The organism is Microvirga arabica, from assembly GCF_016811235.1.
Classification (GTDB): domain Bacteria; phylum Pseudomonadota; class Alphaproteobacteria; order Rhizobiales; family Beijerinckiaceae; genus Microvirga; species Microvirga arabica.
Window position 1 is genome coordinate 1 of the sequence record NZ_JAFBID010000074.1, and the last position, 19,736, is coordinate 19,736.

The window sequence follows — 19,736 nt, forward strand, 5'->3', positions numbered from 1 at the left end:
ATCGCTGCTCACGATCCTCTGAAATCCGTGCTCACGATGCGGTGAAATCCGTGCTCACCATCCCGCGAAATCCGCAGACATTGCCATCGCGGCGAATGCCACCCCCAATGTGCTGGCCGAGCAGGCCTGCCGTGCTCTGATCGAGAATGAGTATGGTCAGTATGACCGCCTGATTGAGGTTCTGGCTCCAGCACTGGGCGCGACAGGCCTCGACCACCTTAAGCAACTCGTCCTTAAGCTGTCACAGGAGTCACAGCAGAAGCCTCGTGCGGAAGACCGGAAGGTCGTCGGCTGGGGTATGGGCGGACCCTTGTACGCCGACGATCTGGCCGAGCGCCATCGCAGCAGCGTTGTTCGACTGGCGTTGGAGGCGATTGCCGATGCGCAGGGGGATGTGGACGCCTTTATCGCCCAGCAAAGTGAGAAGGCTCGAGGCGTTCCGAGTGTTGCTGTGGAGATCGCACAACGGCTGTTGGCTGCAGGCCGCACTGAGGAAGCCTGGACTGCCATCAATGCCATCAATCAGGACAGGCCTGGCTGGATCCCCGTCGAATGGGAGCAGACGCGGCTTGCGGTGCTCGAGGCCCTCGGACGAGCAGATGAGGCGCAGGCGTTCCGCTGGCTCTGCTTTGAGCGCTCGCTCAACCCGGAGCACCTGCGCTCTTACCTCAAGCGCCTGCCCGACTTTGAGGATCTTGAGGCTGAGGAGCGCGCCATCGCCCATGCCCTGAGCCATCCGAGTGTGCACCATGCCCTAGGTTTTCTGGTGACCTGGCCGGCGCTGGACCAAGCCGCGCACTTGGTGATCACCCGTGCCGACGAGCTCAATGGCGACTTCTACGAGATTTTGGCGCCGGCCGCGGCTGTGCTAGATGCAAAGCACCCTCTTGCAGCCACCATTCTGCGCCGGGCCTTGATTGACTTTGCCCTGGAGCGGAACCGGGTGAAGCGCTACCAGCACGCCGCCCGCCACATTGAGGAGTGCGAGAACCTGGCTGACCGAATTGAGGATTTCGGCAGGTTCGAGGCTCATGATATCTACATGAGACACCTCAAAGCCCAACACGGCCGCAAGAGCTCGTTCTGGAGCCTGGTTGTGTGAGAGTGGCACGACTGGCTCTCCGCGAGAAGGAATGAGGTATGCAGGCGCGCCGCTCGTATCGGCAGTATTGAGGAAGCCCAGCATCAGGCGCTCGAGCTTTCTCATCCTGCTACCGCATTCACGTGCAAGCCTAATGCACCAGAAGTCAGCCCCAGATGGGATGTGACACTCCGGATTAACGCTGCGCTTACTCCCCTGCCCGATAGTGCCGGTCTACATACGGCAAAGGAGAAGCCATGAGTGACGTCGTTGGAATTCCCGGCAACCGGATCCGCTCATTCGTGGAGCGCATCGAGCAGATCGAGAACGAGATCAAGGAACTGAACGAAGCCAAGAAGGAAGTCTTCTGCGAGGCCAAGGGCGAGGGCTTCGATGTGAAGATCCTCAAGGAGATCATCAAGCTGCGCAAGCAGGATCAGGACGAGCGCGACGAGCACGACAGCTTGCTCGACGTCTACATGAGAGCGATGGACGAAGCAGGCCCAGCCCCTGTCGCCGAGGCGGCGTGAGCTCACCTTAGTGTTTCACTTCCCGATAAGGCCGCCCACCAAGGGCGGCCTTTTACATCTCAGGTGATGCGGACCTGTCCGATCCGCAAAAGGTCAGCGTTATGTGGCAAGAGAACCCTCAGGCTGCATCCTCTGATGCGCCCACGTCATCGTTCCCCTGTAGTTCCGCAATCAGGAGACCGGCATTCTGGCGGATCTTGCCTTCGATCTCGGCCGCAATCTCGGGATTGTCCTTCAGGAAGGTCTTGGCATTCTCACGTCCCTGGCCGAGGCGCTGGCTGTCGTAGGAGAACCAAGCGCCGGACTTCTCGACCACGTTGGCCTTGACGCCGAGGTCGATCAATTCTCCCATCTTCGAGATGCCCTCGCCGAACATGATGTCGAACTCGACCTGCTTGAAGGGCGGAGCCACCTTGTTCTTGACAACCTTGACTCGCACCTGATTGCCGATTGGCTCATCTCGGTCCTTCAGAGTGGACGTGCGGCGGATGTCGAGGCGCACAGAGGCATAGAACTTCAGGGCGTTGCCGCCCGTTGTGGTCTCCGGCGAGCCGTACATGACGCCGATCTTCATGCGGATCTGGTTGATGAAGATCACCATCGTCTTGGTGCGGCTGATCGAGCCCGTGAGCTTGCGCAGCGCCTGGCTCATGAGACGAGCCTGGAGACCGGGACGGCTCTCACCCATCTCGCCCTCGATCTCGGCCTTTGGTGTCAGCGCGGCCACCGAGTCGATGACGAGAATATCCACAGAGCTTGAGCGGACGAGCGTATCGGCAATCTCGAGGGCCTGCTCGCCGTTGTCAGGCTGGGACACGAGGAGATCGTCCAGATTGACGCCGAGCTTGCGCGCGTAGACTGGATCCAGGGCATGTTCGGCGTCGATAAATCCGCAGACACCGCCCTTCTTCTGAGCCTCGGCGATTGTCTGGAGCGCGAGCGTCGTCTTCCCGGACGATTCCGGTCCATAGACCTCGATGATCCGGCCGCGCGGCAGACCGCCGACGCCGAGCGCGATGTCGAGCCCGAGGGACCCGGTGGAAACCGTCTCCACTTCGACAACCTGATCGCCACCGAGGCGCATGATGGCGCCCTTGCCAAAGGCCCGCTCAATCTGGCTGACGGCAGTCTCGATTGCTTTTGTCTTATCTGTGGTCATCCCGAATCCAGTGCATAATAGAAGAGCCGGACCCTAAGGATTTGTTTGGCGAAAGAAAGAACAAAGAGCGAACATGTTGTCGCGCCTTTGCGGGGAGTGGGAAAGCTGAGCCATTGTGAACGAAGCAGGAAACAGGATCTTTGGTCCGCGGGAGGGGATGATTGGCAGGCGACGAACCTGGACGTCAGCCATGGTGCGCGAGTGCATCGGTGTCTTGCACACTGTCACAAACCAGCGCGGCAAGTGCAAATCTGCCCCACGCCGGCCGTACTCCCGCCGTCCGAGTCTTCTGGCTCCATTAGGGATGTAGAACTCGGCCAGTCCGTGTCCCTTCTCATCCACCGCGCTCACAAAAAAGCCGTCGATATCCTGGATGGCCTTCGCACCGCATTGAACATCACAAGGGTATAAACACCTTGAGCACCAGCGTCATCGTGACTGCAATTGCCCTGGTCATCGGCTACATCATTGTGTCCAAGATCGTAGGGTTAGCGTTCCGCCTTGTCGTTCCTCTGGTTCTGCTCGTGATCTTGGGTGGAGCAGGCGTGTTCTCAGGCCTGATGCCGGAGCGCTCCCCTGCAGATCAGTACACCCCTTATGGACAGGCTCAGCATCGTCCCAGTGGCGATGTTGGTACCCCCCGGCTGCGCGACATCGCCGATATGGCTGCTGATGCGGTTCGCTCCGTGCTGCGGGGCAGCCTTGCGGTTCTGAATGGCGTCTCTGAACGGGGTCAGCGCAAGATCTGTTCCTGATTATACGCTAAGCTAGAACGAACAAAGAACCTCCGTTTTCGCTCGTCGGATCATGCGGCGCGTGCCAAGGTCTTCGGCAAGCGCAGGGGACGAAAGCCGTCGACAAGCAAGGGCGGCTCGCCCCAGGCATAGGTGCCGGTGAGATTGATATGCTCCCAGCTCAGAGGCGAGACGTGTTTGAGCACCTCAGGCCGAATGATCCGCCCTTGGCGGCGGAGATGATCCACGGCGCGTCCGAGATACACCGTGTTCCAGTGGATAATTGCACTGACCACGAGGTTCAGACCCGAGGCACGGAAGGCCTGGCTCTCGAACGAGCGATCACGGATCTCACCGCGCTCATGGAAGAACACGGCCCGTTTCAGCTTATGAGCTGCCTCGCCTTTGTTCAGACCCGCCTGACAGCGGCGCCGGAGCGCAGGATCGGAATACCACTCGATCATGAACAGGGTGCGCTCGAGGCGGCCGAGTTCGCGCAATGCCCCTGCGAGCTGGCTGGGATTGCGGGAGGCTGCCAACCGCTTGAGGATGGTTGAGGGAGCGACCGTCCGCGTCTGGATCGAGGCTGCCAGATGCAGCAGGTCGTCCCAGTACTCCATGATCAGGCTGGTGTTGATCGGCACGCCGATATGCTCTTGGAGTGCCGCATAGGTCTCCGGCTTCTCGAAAGTGTGGAGCTTCCGGTCCTTCAGGTTGCGCAGCCGGGGAGCAAAGCGCCGGCCTGTCAGAGCGAAGAGGCCAAACACGTGGTCACTCGCGCCGCCCGTGTCCGTGAAGTGCTCCTGGATGTCGAGTTCCGCCTCATGATCAAACAAGCCATCCAGAACGTACGGAGCCTCACTCTCGGTGGCGCTGATCGGCAGGATGCTGAAGTAGCCGTACTGGTCGGATAAGTGGCTGTAGAACTTCGAACCGGGTTCGCTACCGTAGTGCAGATTGATGTCACCACGCTTCCCGGCACGATCGCTCGCCTGGAAGAACTGCCCGTCCGATGATGCCGTGGAGCCGTCACCCCACAAAGCGGCATGAGGGTGCTCGGCGTGCCTGTCGGTGATGCTGGCCTGCGCCAGCTTGTAAGTCTCAGGCCGGGTATGGAAGATCCGCTTCCAGGTAATCTCCTGTGGGCTCACTCCTTTCGATGCCGCGGCCATGCGTCTGGCACCGAGGTTGGTCGCATCCGCCAGAACCCCAGCCAGCATGGCCGGGATGCTGCGTGGCGGTTCCTGAGTACGGATATGCGTGAAGCGATCGGCAAACCCGGTCCAGGCATGCACCTCCATCAGCAGGTCGGGCACCTCGATCAGCGGGTACATGTCGCCAAGTTCCCATTTCAGCTCTTCGGCCGCCGCCGGCACGTCGCCGGGCAGCGGAGTAACAACGAGCTGTCCGGCCTCAATCCGGACGCCTTCGAGCCTGCCATTGCGGGCACGATAGGCGAGCCGCTTCAGCCTGAAGTCGAGCGTCTGATGTGTCTCGGTAAGATAGCTGATGGCATCCCGTGGCACACCGAGCCCGAGATCATCCGATGCTTTCAGGGCGGCGAAGGTCGGCTTCGGCATGAGCTGTTCGTCCATGGGCCGAAAGGCGCGACTGCCCTCAACCCAGATGTCGCCGGAGCGCAACCGCTCCCGCAAGACAGCCAATGTCGCAATCTCGTACAGGCGGCGACCTGCTCCAGCGTCTCCAAAGATCAGTTTCCGGCTCTTGGTGCTGAGATGGCCGACCGGCACGCGCTCGGGCAGGGTGCGCCGGTTCGCGGCCTGCAAGGTCTTGAGTGTCCCGATGGCTGCCAACAATGAATCATGTTTACGTGACGAGCAGAACGTAAAGGTCTCCAGGAACCGTGCCGTGTACTTGCGGATGGTGCTGTAGCGCTCTGCTGCCAGGAGAAGCGGATCGGGATCAGCATCCCGCACCATGGCTTCGACTTCCGGTTGGGCCTGCAACAGGCGGTGCCACCCGACTTCATCATCGAGAACATCGATGGCATTGCGGCCGGTGTCGCTGGCGGCAACGAGAGCTCGCAGGGTGTCCCGGAACAGGCGCAGCACCTTGGTAGTATCTTGCTGAGCCTCAACATACCGTTTCTTGTGCCGAGTATTGGCTCGTGCGAAGAGCCGTCCGATCAGCTTGTTGAACATCGTGACTGCCGCGTCCGTCAGCGTCTGCTCAAGCGTGATGGCTTGAGCCACAAGTGTGGCTCGTCTCCTGCGAGCGCCGAAGTCGGCAACCAACCACGCGGGTGTTACATCGCCCTCTCGCACAATCTGGGTCCATCGCTCAGGGTGGATCCGGGCCTGTCGCTGGGAACCAATCATCAACGTGCGTACAAACGTGAGACGGTCTATGAGGCCGATGAGGTTATCGGCGCTGGGGGCATCTGGAGCCGATCGTAGCCATGCGAGCCGGGTCTGCTGGATGGCGGGGTCGACCAACAGGAGGGCTTCGAGCTGCTCCATCTGGTCTACCGAGAGGCCATCCAGAAGAGCGGCTTCGGCCCATTGTCGGGCAATGGCACGTCCGGCAAGGCCGATCTTCTCGAGGGCAGCATTCGGCAAGAGAAGAACTCCGCGGCGGCGCAACTCGTTCACGATCGCAGTCATAATCGGGAGACCGCTTTCAGTCGCGCCGGCGGCCTCGGCAGCTGCGAGAAGGGCAGCACGGCGATCATCTCGCGTCGCGGTCCGAACGCCGAGGTATTTCGCCAAGCGGTGACTGTGCTCAAAGCGTGTCGGGATGCGCCGCGCATAGGACGCGAAGGCCCCAGGGGTGATCCCCAGTTGCTCCGCCACATAGGAGACCACTGCAGCGGGTGGATCTTCGTCCATTCCCAGGACACGGCCGGGATAGCGCATGATGCAGAGCTGGACTGCATAGCCGAGCTGATTGTGAGGACGTCGGCGGACTTCGGCTTGGAGACGATCCTGCGGAGACAGAGTGTAGTGCCGGATCAGGCTTTCCTCGTCGTCTGGTATGCCGAGCAGAGCTTGGCGTTCGTCAGGGGTTAAGAGTTTCCGGCGCGCCATCGATCACCTCGCAGATTGTCGGCTCAATCGCTCCTGAGGAGCCGGACATTGGTGCGAGATCTACGAACCTCGTACAGCTGCCACCCTGCGTATCCACACGTTACGTTCTGGGTATCGTTACCAGCAGGGTTCCGGCTGATCGTCGAGAGCACCAAGCTGCTCCTCCCAGGAAGTGCGCTCGGCGCCGGACGATGGGATCATTAAGGAGCGTAAAGGTGAGTTCCTGATCTGTTCTATCTTAGCGTACAATCAGGAACAGATCTTGTGCTGCCCCCTACTGGCGCGGCAATCCGGCGGCGGGGCCGCACGAGTATGTCGACTGGTTCGTTGATGCCTCTTGCCTAAAGCGACGAGAGGACGAGGAACGCCTCCGTTCAGGGCTGCGGACGGCGGGCTTGCCAGCGTGATATCCGGACGAGGCGATCGGATCCGTGATCCTGACCTCGGATTCTGCGGGATCTAGGGCCCAAGGTGGCGATTGCAGAATTTTATTTGAGCCAATGTTCTCCGCTCATTGACCCGAGAGGGACCTTACCCTTGTCCCAGTTACAGGTCTGTCAGTTCGACGCCGAAGCGGGCGTCTTTGTTAGAGCAGAGCGGGTTCATCTCCAGCTTTCCTGAGGTGGTTTCGGAACCGCTCGACAGGATCAATCGAGCACCTCTCCAAAGGTGGTCCAGAGCGCCCCCTTGGTGTGAGCGCTTTGCGCAAGAGCGCCCTGAGGTTGGCCAGACGTTCCTCATTGGAATCGACATCCACGCTGTATGACGGCAGATCCATCAGGTTCACCGTGATTGGGCCCCCAGCCCAGCTTCAAAAGCAGCGATAAAGATGCCATTCTGCACGCCAGCGGGGCTGATATGTCATCTTCTCAGGACCACTGAAGGAGGCGAGCCATGCATGACGTTGAAAGCGGCGTTTCAAAGCATTACGCGTCCTACGATGTCCTTTCTCGTATCCGCGCCGGACTCACGGAGATGGGACACGACCCTGACAGGATCTCGCCCGAAGTTTTGAAACCGGTGGATGAGTTCCACATCGGCGGGGCGGAAGCGACATCTGCGCTTCTGGAGAAGCTCTCCATCCAGCCTGATATGCAAGTGCTCGATATTGGCTCAGGCATTGGTGGCCCGGCCCGGATGATCGCGACGCGCTACGGTTGCCATGTGACTGGTGTAGACCTGACGCCGCATTTTGTCGAAACGGCCCGCGCGCTCTCCACCATGTGCGGGATGGCGGATCGCGTGCACTTCGAGGTTGGGAGCGCGGTCGCGCTGCCACTAGGCGACGCGAGCTTCGACCTTGCGCTCCTCTTGCACGTCGGCATGAATGTACCCGACAAGGCGGCGCTTTTTCGCGAAGCACACCGCTTGCTCCGTGACGGGGGGACCTTCGCGATCTATGAGGTAATGCGAACAGGCGATGGCGAACTCAGCTTCCCGGTGCCTTGGGCGGAAACGCCAGACCTCTCGGCGCTCGAAACACCGGAGACTTATCGCACTTCGGCCGAAGCCGCAGGTTTCGCCCTTGAAACGGAGGAGAACCGACGGGAGGTCGCGCTCGACTTCTTCGCGCGCCTGCAAGCGCAGGCTGCAAGCGGCGCGCCACCGCCGCTGGGACTGCACAATCTGATGGGACCCACCGTCAAGGAGAAGGTGACGAACATGATCGCCGCGGTTCGGGCAGGCACAATCGCGCCCATTCAAATGATCTTTTCAGCCACGCACCACTGACTTGATGCTGTATCGACATAGGCAGCCCGCTCCAGGAGTCAAGCGATTGAGCGGGCTGCGACGCTCTACTGCGTGGCATGTGGACCTTACGAGCCTTCAGAGCATTGTCAACCCTCAGGCTCTTTGGTTCGATTTGGGTGTCTCCTGCCTTTCCCGACCCTTAGCTAGTTCATTATGGGCGTGATGCTGATGCAAGCCGCACTGTACCCGCAGGACTAGCTAAGACAATCCGATGCAGCATGGTCCTCGGCCGGACCGTCCGAACCGCTAGATGCAGGAGTCGCAAAGGTCCGTGTTCTGGCATATCTGCAATGCAGGTCGATCATCCGCTTGAGCGGGGAGCGGTAGACATTCCCAAGGCACCTGCAATCTTCTCAGAAGACCTGATGAATACATTCTTTGTCTGTAACTGCCATGCAGACATCGATGTAGGAGGAAGTGCTTGACATAAGGAACTTCGCCCCGTTTGAACCGCGGAGTAGAGCATCGTCAGGACTGGCCACCATCGCAATCGGCTCACGCGATGGGGAAACCCGCGCATCAGGACTGAGGCAGCACTTGTATGTCGCCAACCGGAAGAGCGAAGCGTACGGCATAGATGTGCAGGTCACCATGCCGCCCGACCTTCTGCTATCATGCTGGCATGAATGCTCCTGATTGGATTTCGGACACTCTCCGGTGCTCTGCCGTCAGACGCTCGCTCGCTGCGGGCGAGACCCTGTTCCTGCGCCAGGATCGGCCCCTCGGCCTCTATCTGCTGGAACGCGGCGAGATCCGGCTGACCCGCACGGACACGCACGGGCGAGAGATAACGCTTTTCCGGGCGCAGCCCGGCGAAACCTTCGCCGAGGCATCGCTCTTCTCCGACGCCTACCACTGCGATGCAGCGGCCAGTGTCCCCAGTGTCGTCGTCCTCCTGCCGAGGCCCGCCGTGCTCGAGGCCTTTGCGTCGGAGCCGGACATTGCTCAGGCTTTCATGGCAACTCTCGCCCGTCAGGTCATGACGCTGAGGACCCGCCTGGAAAACCGGAGTCTAAGGACGGCGCGCGAGCGCGTGCTTCATCACCTTGAACTCCAAGCCAGCGGCATTGATCGCGTCGTGCGGGTGAACGGAAACCTCAAGGCCCTGGCATCTGAACTCGGCCTCACCCACGAGAGCCTGTACCGGACGCTGGCCTCGCTCGAGGCTGAGGGCGTGATCCAGCGGGGCAGGGGAGAAATCAGGCTCTCGGACCTGGCCGTATGATCCTGATCATATGTCTTGAGATGGGCACGGGGTAGTTCTTGAGCATCAGGCATCTGGAGCTTCCCATGGTCGTCCGTAACACCTTCATTGCCCTGCTTCTCGCCTTCTCGTCCGCTCCGGCTCTTGCACAGCATCAGCATGGGCATGCTCCCGCAGCTTCGCCCTATGCCGGGCTTGAGACGAGGGCATTGAAGGCACTCTCGGACGAGCAGGTTGCAGACCTGAAGGCAGGGCGCGGCATGGGGTATGCGCTCGTGGCTGAACTCAATGGGTATCCCGGTCCAAGCCACGTGCTCGAACTGGACGAGCCACTCGGGTTAACTGATGCGCAGCGGAGCCGGATGCAGGCGCTCTTCAGGGCCATGAAGGCGGAGGCGATCCTGATCGGGGAGCGGCTGATCGCGCAGGAGGCCGATCTCGACCGCCAGTTCGCCGGGCGCAGCGTAACGCCGGCAAGCCTCACGGCGGCGACGGCCGCAATCGGCACCACACAGGCGGCACTTCGGGCGGCCCACCTGAGGTATCATCTCGCGACAATGGAGATCCTGACACAAGAGCAGGTTGGGCACTACAAAGTACTGCGCGGCTACTCCCGAGTAAAATAGACGCCCGACACCCGAGTGCCTTCACAGCCTTGAGGTTGATGACGAGATCGAACGGAGTGACCGCTCACTTTTACGGTCGGTCTCCCGAAGACCGACATGCCGCTCGATATGAACGCTTTGCCGGTGTAATCTTGCCGGCAGGCTGCGGTCTCTCGGCAGGAGACGAGGCGTGGATGTCGCGCAGTGGCTACGGAGCCAAGGACTGGCACAGTACGAGCAGGCGTTCCGCGACAACGCCGTGGATGCCGAAATCTTGGCGCGGCTTACGTCCGACGATCTCAAGGACATCGGCGTCTCCGCAGTCGGCCACCGCCGGAAGCTCCTCGAGGCGATTGCCCTTCTCGGGGGCGCCCCTGCCACGCCCGGTGGAGCCCGCCCACGTCCGTCCAGGAGGAGACCTGCAAGGCCTGTTGCACCGGCGCCAGGGTCCGGTCCGGATGCGGAGCGGCGGCAACTGACCGTGATGTTCTGCGACCTGGTCGGCTCGACCGCTCTCGCGGGCGCTCTCGATCCCGAGGACTACCGCGCGATCCTCGGCGCCTACCATGAAGCCTGTGCCGAAACCGTTATCCGGTTCGGCGGCTTCGTGGCCAAGTACATGGGTGACGGGGTGCTCGTGTATTTCGGTTATCCGCAGGCCCACGAGGACGATGCCGCCAGGGCCGCCCGCGCCGGGCTGGCCCTGACTGAGGAGGTGACGCACATCACCGTTCCGTCTGGCCTGGATCGGCTGCGCGCCCGCATCGGCATCGCCACGGGCCTGGTGGTGGTCGGCGACCTGATCGGCACGGGAGTGGCGCAGGAGTGGGGCGTCGTGGGCGAGACCCCAAACCTCGCAGCGCGGCTTCAGGCCCTCGCCCCGCCCGGAGGGGTGGTGATCGCGCCGGCAACCCGGCGCCTGCTCGGCCGCGACTTCAACATCATCGGCCTGGGGCCACAGTGTCTGAAGGGGTTTGCCGAACCTGTTGCGGTCTGGCAGGTGCTCGGCACCCGCGCGGTCGAGAGCCGCTTCGCGGCCCACAGAACGGGGACCGCACCGCTGGTCGGGAGAGCCGGGGAGCTTGCGACGCTCGCACACCTTTGGGCGCAGACCTGCGACGGAAAAGGGCAGGTGGTGCTGCTGTCCGGCGAAGCGGGGATCGGTAAGTCGCGAGCCGCACAAGAGTTCCGCGACCGCTTGCGGTCCGAGACGCATGCCGACGTGCAGTGGCAGTGCTCACCCTTCTACAGCAATTCGCCTCTGCATCCCTTCGTCGAATGGATCGAGCAGGCTGCGGGATTCCGGCCGGAGGACACGCCTGACGAGCGGCTGGTAAAGCTGGAGATTCTCCTGGCGCCAGTGGCCGATGGGATCCCGGCCATCGCGCCTCTGTTCGCCACGATGCTCTCGCTTCCGATCGAGGATCGCTACGGGCCGCTCCCTTTCGATCCGCGGCGACAGCGGGAGCTGACCATGGAGGCCCTGGTTGGCTATCTGGTCGGTCTGACCCGGCGGCGGCCGTTGCTCCTGCTGGTCGAGGATGCCCACTGGGCCGACCCGACAACCCTTGAGGTGCTGGATCGGCTGGTCGACCGTGTGGGCTCGGAGCATGCCCTGCTGCTGGTCACCGCCCGGCCGGAGTTCATGCCCGAGCATTGGAGGCGCTCGCACGGCGTGACCCTGATCCCGCTCACCGGCCTGGCGCCGCGCCAGGTCGCCGAGCTCGCCGGGACAATCGCCGGCGGCGCGGAGTTGCCGGCCGAGGTGTTCGGCCAGATCCTCGACAGGACCGATGGCGTGCCGCTCTTCGTCGAGGAGATGACCAGGGCGGTGCTGGAGGGGGAATCCGCCGCCGTCCCGGCCACCCTCCACGACAGCCTCATGGCCCGTCTGGACCGTGTTCCGGCCGCCAAGGCCGTAGCCCAACAGGCGTCGGTGATCGGCCGAACATTCGCGTACGATTTGCTTGCGGCCATCGGCACGCTGAGCGAGGCCGGTCTTCGCAGGGTGCTCCGGCAACTCGTGTCGTCCGGATTGATCTTCGCGAGCGGCGCACCTCCGGCCGAGGCCTACACGTTCAAGCATGCGCTCGTGCGTGATGCCGCCTACCACAGCCTCCTCAAGAGTCGTGTACAGGAGCTGCACGCAAGGATCGCGAAGGTGCTCGAGCAAGCCTATCCTGATGTGGCAACCCGGCAGCCCGAACTCATTGCACATCACCTGAGCGAGGCACGGCTCGCGGAGAAGGCGGTTATCTACTGGCAGCGTGCTGCGGATGACGCGGCACGCCGGCAGGCTCATCAGGAGGCCGTCGCTCACTGCATGCGGGGCCTCGAAGTGATGGGTTTGATCCCAGATCGGACGCAGCGTGACCGGCACGAACTCGAATTGCGGGTGCGCTTGGGAAATTCCGTCACCAGCGCGAAGGGCTGGTCGGCGCCGGAGGTCGGCAGGGCCTTTTACCGGGCGCGCGATCTGTGTGCGGCACTTGACGACGATCGGCTGATGCATCCCATCCTCGTTGGGCTGTTCGGCTTCCACGTGGTCGACGCGGAACTGCGCACAGCCGAGAGGATCGGGCTTGATCTCCTTGCTTTGGGCGACGCTCGGGATGACCGGATTCTTAAGGTCGATGGCCACAAGTCCCTGCTGAACGCCCGCTACAAGCTCGGAAAGTTCGTGGAGGCGCAGCAGCATTTCGAGAGAGGGCTGAGCCTCTATGAGGAGGGCTCCTGGCCCGCGGCCCTGATCGAGCAGTTCGACGACCCGGGTCCACACCTGCTGGTCCTCGGCGGATGCGTGCTGTGGGTGCGGGGCTATCCCGACCGTGCCCGGCGGGCGGTGACCAATGCGATCGCCGCTGGCCACCGTGGCGGGCATCACCTGAGTACGGGCCACGCCGTTCATATGTCCGGTCACTTGGCCGAGTTGATGGATGATTGGGAGGGCGTCGCGAAGGCCAACGAGGCGACCATGGCCCTTGCGACGGAGTGGGGCCTTACCGGGCTGATGCAGCAGGTGGCCCGGCGCGAGCGCCTCGTGGCGGTAGCCATGCACAACGACCCGGAGCAGATGGAATACAAGCGGCAGCACCCGCAGCCGGGCTTCGCGCGGTCGCTGCACGACGCCGTGCTGGCGCGGGCCTATGGCCGCCGGGGACAACCTGAAGAGGGGTTGCGGATCATCGCGGAATCCCTTGATTGGACGGAGGAGACCGGCAGCCGCTTTTTTGATGCCGAGCTGCATCGTATTCGCGGCGGACTGCTCCTGCGCATGCGGCGCACCGTCGAAGCAGAGCATAGCTGCCGCACCGCCCTGGAGGTCGCACGCGAACAGGGCGCCCGAATGTGGGAGCTCAGGGCCGTCTGCGATTTGGCGCAGATGCTACGAGATCAGGGGCGGCAGGCAGAAGCCCGTGATCTCTTGGCGCCGCTCCATGGCTGGTCCTGCGAGGGCTTCGACGTCAACGATCGGCAAATGGTGAAGGCGTTGCTGGATGGCCTGTCTGCCTTCGCACCATCTGCCTGATCGGCATCGTCGCCGGTATCCTGGATCGCCGAGAAGTGGGATGGCGAATCCGCCACTGCCCAAAGCGCAGGGGAGTCGTGCGCCCCCTAATCTGGTATAGTGCGGGAACATGCTCTCGTTGTGCGGAGACCAGGCCGAAGCCCCGTAGCGGTTTTCTCGTTAGCTGCGGATGAATCTCATGTTGGCAAGCCTTGCGGAGGGGAGCACTCGCGACTGGGAACTAACCCAGGGGATAGCATCATGATGAAGGCTATCGCATCCCTTGCCTGTGGTGTTGTCGCTGCGGGCCTCATGGCCACAGGCGCCTTGGCCCAGGCGACGCTCGCCAGCGTGAAGCAGAAGGGCTTCCTGACCTGCGGTGCGAGCAGCGGCTCTATTGGCTTCGGCATGCCCGATGCCCAGGGCAACTGGACGGGCTTCGACGTGGACTTCTGCCGCGCTATGGCGGCCGCCATCTTCAACGACCCGACCAAGGTCCGCTTTATCCCGCTCGCCGCCAAGGACCGCTTCACGGCGCTTCAGGCGGGCGAGGTGGATGTCCTCTCCCGCAACTCGACCCACACCATGTCACGCGACACGCAGCTCGGTCTCGACTTTCCGGCCATCACCTACTTCGACGGCCAGGGCTTCATGGTCCGCAGGAAGGTCGGTGTCTCCTCGGCCAAGGAGCTGAGCGGCAAATCGGTCTGTATCCAGCAGGGCACCACGACCGAGCTGAACCTCGCCGACTACTTCCGTGCCAACAACATGAAGTACCAGGCCATCCTCTTCGCTACGGCGGACGAGGCCAAGAAGGCCTATGATGCCGGCCGCTGCGATGCATTCACCACCGATGTTTCCGGTCTTTATGTTGCCCGCTCGTGGGTCTCGATCCCTGATGAAGACGTCATCCTGCCCGAGATCATCTCGAAGGAGCCGCTTGGCCCGGCAGTCCGCCACGGCGACAACCAGTGGGGCGACATCGTCCGCTGGACCCACAACGCCATGCTGAACGCTGAAGAGCTCGGCGTGACGAAGGCCAATGTCGACCAGATGAAGACCTCCGACAACCCGGAGATCAAGCGTCTGCTCGGCACCGAAGGCAAGTTCGGCGAGACCGTCGGCCTGACCAACGACTGGGCCGTCCGCGTGATCAAGCACGTGGGCAACTACGGCGAGTCGTTCGAGAAGAACGTCGGCGAGGGCTCGCGCCTGAAGATCAAGCGCGGCCAGAACGCACTCTGGACCAAGGGTGGCCTCCAGTACGGTATCCCGATCCGGTAGTTCGGCAGAAACATCGGGTAGACAACCCGCATTGCGCTCATTGAGCGACCAGGCCCTCGCAAGTGGTCGGATGCGATCTCTCAGGCTGTGGCTGATACCGTTCCGTGGTAGCCTTCAGGCAACTCGCTTGAAGAGGTGGTCGCATGAGGCGGCGCGATCTCGTCCAGCTCGTCTGCGCATCGGCGCTGCTCAATCCCACACGGCTGGCGGCCCAGGTGACCAGTCGAATCCGGCGGGTTGGATGGGTGGAAACCTGGACCCTGCTCGCGCGGAATGACTGGGGGGATATTGCAGAACACCTCCGGCCGTTGGGCTGGACGAGGGGCGTCAACGTTCATGTCGACATGCACGTGGCGACAACTCCGGCCCAACTGCCGGTGCTGGCGAGAGAGGCCGTTGCGGCACATCCCGATCTCATCGTGGCCAACGGCACGCCCGCAACGCTCGCCGTGCTCGCGGAGACCCGCAGCATTCCGGTGCTCTTCTTTGAGGTCGCCGACCCGGTCGGCAACGGCATCGTTGGTAATATGTCCCATCCGGGCGGCAACACGACCGGGTTCACGACCTTCGAGCCGTCGCTTGGCGGCAAGTGGTTGCAGCTTCTCAAGGAGATCGATCCGCGGGTGCGGCGAGCCGCAATCCTGTTCAACCCTGAGACGGCCCACAACCGGGCTTCACCGTTCGTGCGCGAGTTCGAGGCGGTCGCGGCGTCCCTCATGGTCGAACCCATTCTCGCCTTCACTCAGGATGCTTCCGGGATTGAGCCAGTGCTGGCAGACCTTGCAGCCGCGCCCGGCGGAGCGCTCCTCGTGTTGCCAGATGTCTTCACCTTTTCGCAGCGCCGCTTGATCGTCGACTTTGCTGAGCAGTATCGCGTGCCGGCGATCTATGGCAGCCGCTACATGGCGGCGACAGGTGGCCTGCTCGCGTATGGTCCCACCATGGAGGGCCTCCACCAAGGCGTCGCCTCCTACATGGACCGGGTTCTCAGGGGAGCCAAGCCTGGCGAGTTGCCGGTTCAGGCGCCAACGCGATACGAGCTTGTGGTCAATCTTGGGACTGCTAAGACACTGGGCCTTACCGTGCCACCAACCCTCATGGCCGCTGCCGACGAGGTGATCGAATGAGGACGCCTCTTGCGGGCTGAAACGAAAGCCTAGGCCACGTTAGTCCGCTCGTCGAAGAGGATGCCATAGACGGGCAGCTCTTCATCATAACCTTTGAGCAGGCGAGATCCGAGCGGGACTAAAGAGCGCTTATCCTTCACGGCGTGGACGACAGTCGCATCCGTCAGGATCTCCCGATCCGCCGCTGCAGCGCACAGGCGGGCGGCAAGGTTCACGACGCTGCCGATAGCCGTATAGTCGAAGCGGCTCTCATAGCCGATCCGCCCGACCGTGGCCTGCCCCATGGCAAGTCCCACCCCAAACCCGATCCGGTGGCCGCGATCACGCCAGCCGATGATCAAATCCTGCACGCTTTGCTGCATCTCCAGTGCGAGGTCCACCGCCCGAAGCGCAGGATCTTCGACAGGAACAGGCGCGTTGACCAGCACCATCAGACCATCGCCCGAAAAGCTCGTGAGCGTGGCCGCGTACTTGGTGATGATGCGGCCGAGTGCCTCGTAGTACTCGGAGAGCACGCTCATCACCTCCTCGGGTGTCGCTTTGGCTGAGAACGCGGTGAAGCCGCGCAGGTCGCAGAACACCGCCACCACCTCGGTGCGGCGGCCTTCAAGGACTCCATCATCGCCCTTGCGGTCGACGAGTTCGGCCACCTGCGGGGCTAGGAATCGCTTAAGCTTGGCGATCCGCTCCTGGCGCTCCTGCGAGACGGCGAGTTCGACCGCCATAGCGTTGAAGCTGTCGGCCAGCCGCTGGAGTTCGTCTCCCGTTCTAAGTTCGATCCGGTGATCGAATTGCCCAGCGCCGATGCGCTCGGTGCCTTCCTCAAGCAGCCGAATCGGCTTGGTCATCCGCCGAGCTAAAACATAGGCGAGCAGTCCCGCAAATGTGGCACTGCCCAGCACAAGACTCCCCGTCCGCCACAGGGCTGCATAGATGGGCGCGAAGGCCTCCGACAGCGGCTGCTCCACCACCACGGTCCAATCCGGTCCAGGGATTGGGGCGGCAGCTACTGCAATGCGGTTGCCCTCGGTGTCGCGGCTCGTTGCAAAACCTGAGTTGGCAGGCCCAACCGCCTGTCGGGCCACCTGGAACGGCTTCAGGATAGCCTCGTCTGCGCCCCGCAGGACGAGGCTGATGTCGGGATGGGCGATGAGCCGGCCCGGACCGTCCAGCACGAAGGCATAGCCCGTCTCCCCAACCTTGATGGACGAGATCACATCCCAGATCAGCTTGAGGTTGACCTCGGCGACGACGATGCCGACCGAGGGACGGTTACCGGAGATCGCGACCGTGAGATAAGGCTCGGACCCCCGATAGTAGCTGACCTCGCCATACCAGAGCCGCGCCGCGCGAGCTCCGGTGACCGCCGGCTCCCCGGAGCGGTCGGTGCGGCTCTCGGTTCGGTTGAGGCCGATCCGCGACACGTACAGCCGCTCCCGCCCGGAGCCATCGACCAGGGTGAGGCTGACGATGGCGGGTACCTGACGCAACAGGCGCAGGGCATCGATGCGCCGCCGCTCGTCCGGCTCCTCGCTCCAGGGAAGCTGCACCAACCAGCCGAGTTGGCCGGTGATACCATCAAGGAAGCCCTGAATTCTCGACGCGGCTGATCTTGCCTCGACACCGAGCAGTTGGTCCAATCGTGCCCGCTGGTCGCGGTAGCCGAACCACACCGGAGTAGCCCCGACTCAAGTCGCCAAGCACTTCGGCCTCTCGCTGGCAGCTGTCCGCAAGGTGCTTGAAGAGGCCGCCTGAACGCAGGTTTCGATCAATCAGGCGGTGCAATCAGGATGTCCCGGCGACTGCCGTTGGCAGACGATTGCTCCAGGGACGAGACTGCTCCATCTGCGCGGCAAACGAGAGGAGGGTTGCCTCCTGCCCGAAGCGCGCGACCGCCTGCACGCCAACGGGTAAGCCATCAGGCGTCCAGTGCAACGGCAGGCTGGCGGCTGGCTGTCCGGTGATGTTCCAGATGGGGGAGAACGGCATGAACCGGAACGCGCGCTCCGCCGCCTGCCGTAGGAGCGGCCCATAGCGCAGATAGCGACCGACGCCGAGGCGGGCGGCCAACACTTACAGGGTGGCCTCAAGGCCGCGGGGGTGGAGCTCTCCGTGCCTGACCGGAGGACTGGCAAGGGCCGGCGTCAGCAGCAGGTCATAGGTCTCAAAGAACCCGGCAATCTGGCGCGTGGCCCGGTGCAGACGCTCCAGGGTGACCGAGAGCTCCGCGGCCGAGAAGCCCCGCCCCAGCTCACGGCACAGCCACGTGCTTTCCTCGACATCGCTGCGCCGGGCCTTGGTGCCGGTCATCTCCTCCGCAAAGGCAAACTCCTGCGACACCGCCGCCAGAAAGGTGATCAGAAACCAGCTGAAGTAATCTTCCGGCACTGAAGGCGCGGCTTTCTCCACATGGTGGCCCAACTCGGTACAGAGCTTTGCCGCGTTCTCGACCGCGATCCGGCACTCCGGATCTACTGGAGCGCCGTTGGGAGCCAAGGAGCTGAAGGCGATCCGCAGCCGTCCTGGCGACCGTGTGACAGCTTCGGCAAAGGAGCCCTCGGGTGAGACTATGCCATAGGGAGCGCCGAGATCAGGTCCGGCAATCGCGTCCAGCAGGCGGGCACTGTCCCGCACGCTGCGGGTGACAGCATGCCCAATGGCGGCACCATGCCAGCCCTCCCCAATATAAGGGCCATTCGGAGTGCGTCCGCGAGTCGGCTTGAGCCCGAACAGGCCACAGCACGAAGCTGGGATGCGGATTGAGCCGCCCCCGTCGGTAGCATGAGCCATCGGCACCGAGCGGGCTGCAACATGAGCCGATGATCCTCCCGATGAGCCACCGGTGGTGCGGTCCAGGGACCAGGGGTTGTTGGCCCGGCCCAGATGCCGGGGCTCGGTCACAGGTGTCAACGACAGCTCGGGGACCTTGGTGCTGCCGAGGATGATCAGACCAGCCGCCTTGAAGCGGCGGACCATCTCGCTGTCCTGCGGCGGCACCCAGCCGCGCCAGATGCGGCTGCCGTTGTGATACGGGATGCCGGCCGCGACATGCATGTTGTCCTTGAGCAGAAACGGCACGCCAGTAAAGGGTGCTTTCTCCAGGGGCGCACGAGCGGCCTGTCGCGCCTGGTCCAGCGTCCATTCGGACATGCCGGCCAGCTTCGGTTCAACCTGCTCCAGGCGCGTGATTGCAGTTTCGACAAGTTCGGCGGGACTGACGTGCCGTTGCCGCACGAGATCAGCGAGTGCGGTGGCATCGAGCGTGATGTAGTCCTCCGCAAGGCTCATCGATCTGCACCTGTGCCCTGTTCTCCGGGGGAGAATACCAGAACTTGGCTGGCTCTGAGGCTAGAAGATCAAAGTTCGCTGCGCTCAGGTCCCGAGGGTGTCTTCGACAATGCTCGGATTGCGGTCCAGCAGCGCCAGCAGGACCCGGGCTGGCCCGTGGGGTGAACGGCGGCCCTGCTCCCAATTGCGCAGGGTTCCCACCGCAACGCCGATGCGGCGGGCGAACGCGGCTTGCGAGAGGCCCGTCTTGCTTCGCACAGCCGCTGCATCAACGGTGGCGGGCAGCCTTAGCCCGCTGCCGAGGCTGAGATCATCGTCTGTCTCTGCGAGAATGGAGCCAAGGCTGGCAAGGAGGTGCTCGAACTCGCTGTCATCGCCCATGGATGCTCCTCTGACGAAAGCGAGGACATACGTCAC

13 protein-coding genes and 1 pseudogene are annotated in these 19,736 nt (G+C 62.8%); 9 read left to right on the top strand and 5 right to left on the bottom strand.

What is annotated here, in order from left to right:
- The first annotated feature begins 85 nt into the window (after positions 1–85).
- Positions 86–1,102 (top strand): DUF6880 family protein, encoded by a 1,017-nt coding sequence (locus JQC81_RS25650; RefSeq protein WP_376772454.1) that lies wholly within the window; start codon positions 86–88, stop codon positions 1,100–1,102.
- 236 nt (positions 1,103–1,338) lie between these two features.
- Entirely contained in the window at positions 1,339–1,611 is a 273-nt protein-coding gene (locus tag JQC81_RS25655) for a DUF2312 domain-containing protein (protein WP_203274638.1), read from the top strand.
- Positions 1,612–1,729: 118 nt separating this feature from the next.
- Here JQC81_RS25655 and recA read toward each other — a convergent pair whose 3' ends face one another.
- Entirely contained in the window at positions 1,730–2,770 is a 1,041-nt protein-coding gene (recA, locus tag JQC81_RS25660) for a recombinase RecA (protein ID WP_203274639.1), read from the bottom strand.
- A gap of 416 nt (positions 2,771–3,186) precedes the next feature.
- Here recA and JQC81_RS25665 point away from each other — a divergent pair, with 416 nt between their 5' ends.
- On the top strand, positions 3,187–3,525 hold the full coding sequence (locus JQC81_RS25665) for a hypothetical protein (RefSeq protein WP_203274640.1): 339 nt from the start codon (positions 3,187–3,189) through the stop codon (positions 3,523–3,525).
- Between the two features lie 50 nt (positions 3,526–3,575).
- Here JQC81_RS25665 and JQC81_RS25670 read toward each other — a convergent pair whose 3' ends face one another.
- Positions 3,576–6,551, bottom strand: coding sequence for a Tn3 family transposase (locus JQC81_RS25670; protein WP_203274641.1), 2,976 nt, complete (start codon positions 6,549–6,551; stop codon positions 3,576–3,578).
- Positions 6,552–7,445: 894 nt separating this feature from the next.
- Between JQC81_RS25670 and JQC81_RS25675 the strand changes: the two genes are divergently transcribed.
- The 6 genes from JQC81_RS25675 (at position 7,446) to JQC81_RS25700 (ending at position 16,031) form a co-directional block, all read left to right on the top strand.
- On the top strand, positions 7,446–8,282 hold the full coding sequence (locus tag JQC81_RS25675; protein WP_203274642.1) for a class I SAM-dependent methyltransferase: 837 nt from the start codon (positions 7,446–7,448) through the stop codon (positions 8,280–8,282).
- 643 nt (positions 8,283–8,925) lie between these two features.
- Positions 8,926–9,528 carry a Crp/Fnr family transcriptional regulator gene (locus JQC81_RS25680; protein WP_203274643.1) on the top strand — a complete coding sequence of 201 codons (603 nt, stop codon included), beginning with the start codon at positions 8,926–8,928 and terminating at the stop codon, positions 9,526–9,528.
- A gap of 65 nt (positions 9,529–9,593) precedes the next feature.
- Entirely contained in the window at positions 9,594–10,133 is a 540-nt protein-coding gene (locus JQC81_RS25685) for a periplasmic heavy metal sensor (RefSeq protein WP_203274644.1), read from the top strand.
- A 169-nt stretch (positions 10,134–10,302) separates the two neighbouring features.
- On the top strand, positions 10,303–13,641 hold the full coding sequence (locus JQC81_RS25690; protein WP_203274645.1) for an AAA family ATPase: 3,339 nt from the start codon (positions 10,303–10,305) through the stop codon (positions 13,639–13,641).
- Positions 13,642–13,884: 243 nt separating this feature from the next.
- Positions 13,885–14,904, top strand: coding sequence for an amino acid ABC transporter substrate-binding protein (locus JQC81_RS25695; protein WP_376772455.1), 1,020 nt, complete (start codon positions 13,885–13,887; stop codon positions 14,902–14,904).
- Between the two features lie 143 nt (positions 14,905–15,047).
- Complete coding sequence (locus JQC81_RS25700) at positions 15,048–16,031, top strand: ABC transporter substrate-binding protein (protein WP_203274647.1); 984 nt, start codon at positions 15,048–15,050, stop codon at positions 16,029–16,031.
- Positions 16,032–16,060: 29 nt separating this feature from the next.
- On the opposite strand, the gene JQC81_RS25705 is transcribed toward JQC81_RS25700, so the two are convergent.
- The 3 genes and pseudogenes from JQC81_RS25705 to JQC81_RS25715 form a co-directional block, all read right to left on the bottom strand.
- A complete protein-coding gene (locus JQC81_RS25705) occupies positions 16,061–17,704 on the bottom strand; it encodes a cache domain-containing protein (RefSeq protein WP_203274648.1) in 1,644 nt (547 codons plus the stop codon).
- A gap of 112 nt (positions 17,705–17,816) precedes the next feature.
- Positions 17,817–19,319 (bottom strand): annotated as a pseudogene (locus tag JQC81_RS25710) (amidase).
- An 84-nt stretch (positions 19,320–19,403) separates the two neighbouring features.
- Positions 19,404–19,700: a helix-turn-helix domain-containing protein gene (locus JQC81_RS25715; RefSeq protein WP_203274649.1), complete on the bottom strand. Its 297-nt coding sequence runs from the start codon at positions 19,698–19,700 to the stop codon at positions 19,404–19,406.
- Between the last annotated feature and the right edge of the window lie 36 nt (positions 19,701–19,736).

What these genes read in the sequence shown, in the direction of transcription:
- JQC81_RS25685 (WP_203274644.1), top strand. Translation starts at nt 9,594, where the DNA reads ATGGTCGTCCGTAACACCTTCATTGCCCTGCTTCTCGCCTTCTCGTCC.
- JQC81_RS25670 (WP_203274641.1), bottom strand. Translation starts at nt 6,551, where the DNA reads ATGGCGCGCCGGAAACTCTTAACCCCTGACGAACGCCAAGCTCTGCTC.
- recA (WP_203274639.1), bottom strand. Translation starts at nt 2,770, where the DNA reads ATGACCACAGATAAGACAAAAGCAATCGAGACTGCCGTCAGCCAGATT.
- JQC81_RS25675 (WP_203274642.1), top strand. Translation starts at nt 7,446, where the DNA reads ATGCATGACGTTGAAAGCGGCGTTTCAAAGCATTACGCGTCCTACGAT.
- JQC81_RS25655 (WP_203274638.1), top strand. Translation starts at nt 1,339, where the DNA reads ATGAGTGACGTCGTTGGAATTCCCGGCAACCGGATCCGCTCATTCGTG.
- JQC81_RS25680 (WP_203274643.1), top strand. Translation starts at nt 8,926, where the DNA reads ATGAATGCTCCTGATTGGATTTCGGACACTCTCCGGTGCTCTGCCGTC.
- JQC81_RS25715 (WP_203274649.1), bottom strand. Translation starts at nt 19,700, where the DNA reads ATGGGCGATGACAGCGAGTTCGAGCACCTCCTTGCCAGCCTTGGCTCC.
- JQC81_RS25695 (WP_376772455.1), top strand. Translation starts at nt 13,885, where the DNA reads ATGAAGGCTATCGCATCCCTTGCCTGTGGTGTTGTCGCTGCGGGCCTC.
- JQC81_RS25700 (WP_203274647.1), top strand. Translation starts at nt 15,048, where the DNA reads ATGAGGCGGCGCGATCTCGTCCAGCTCGTCTGCGCATCGGCGCTGCTC.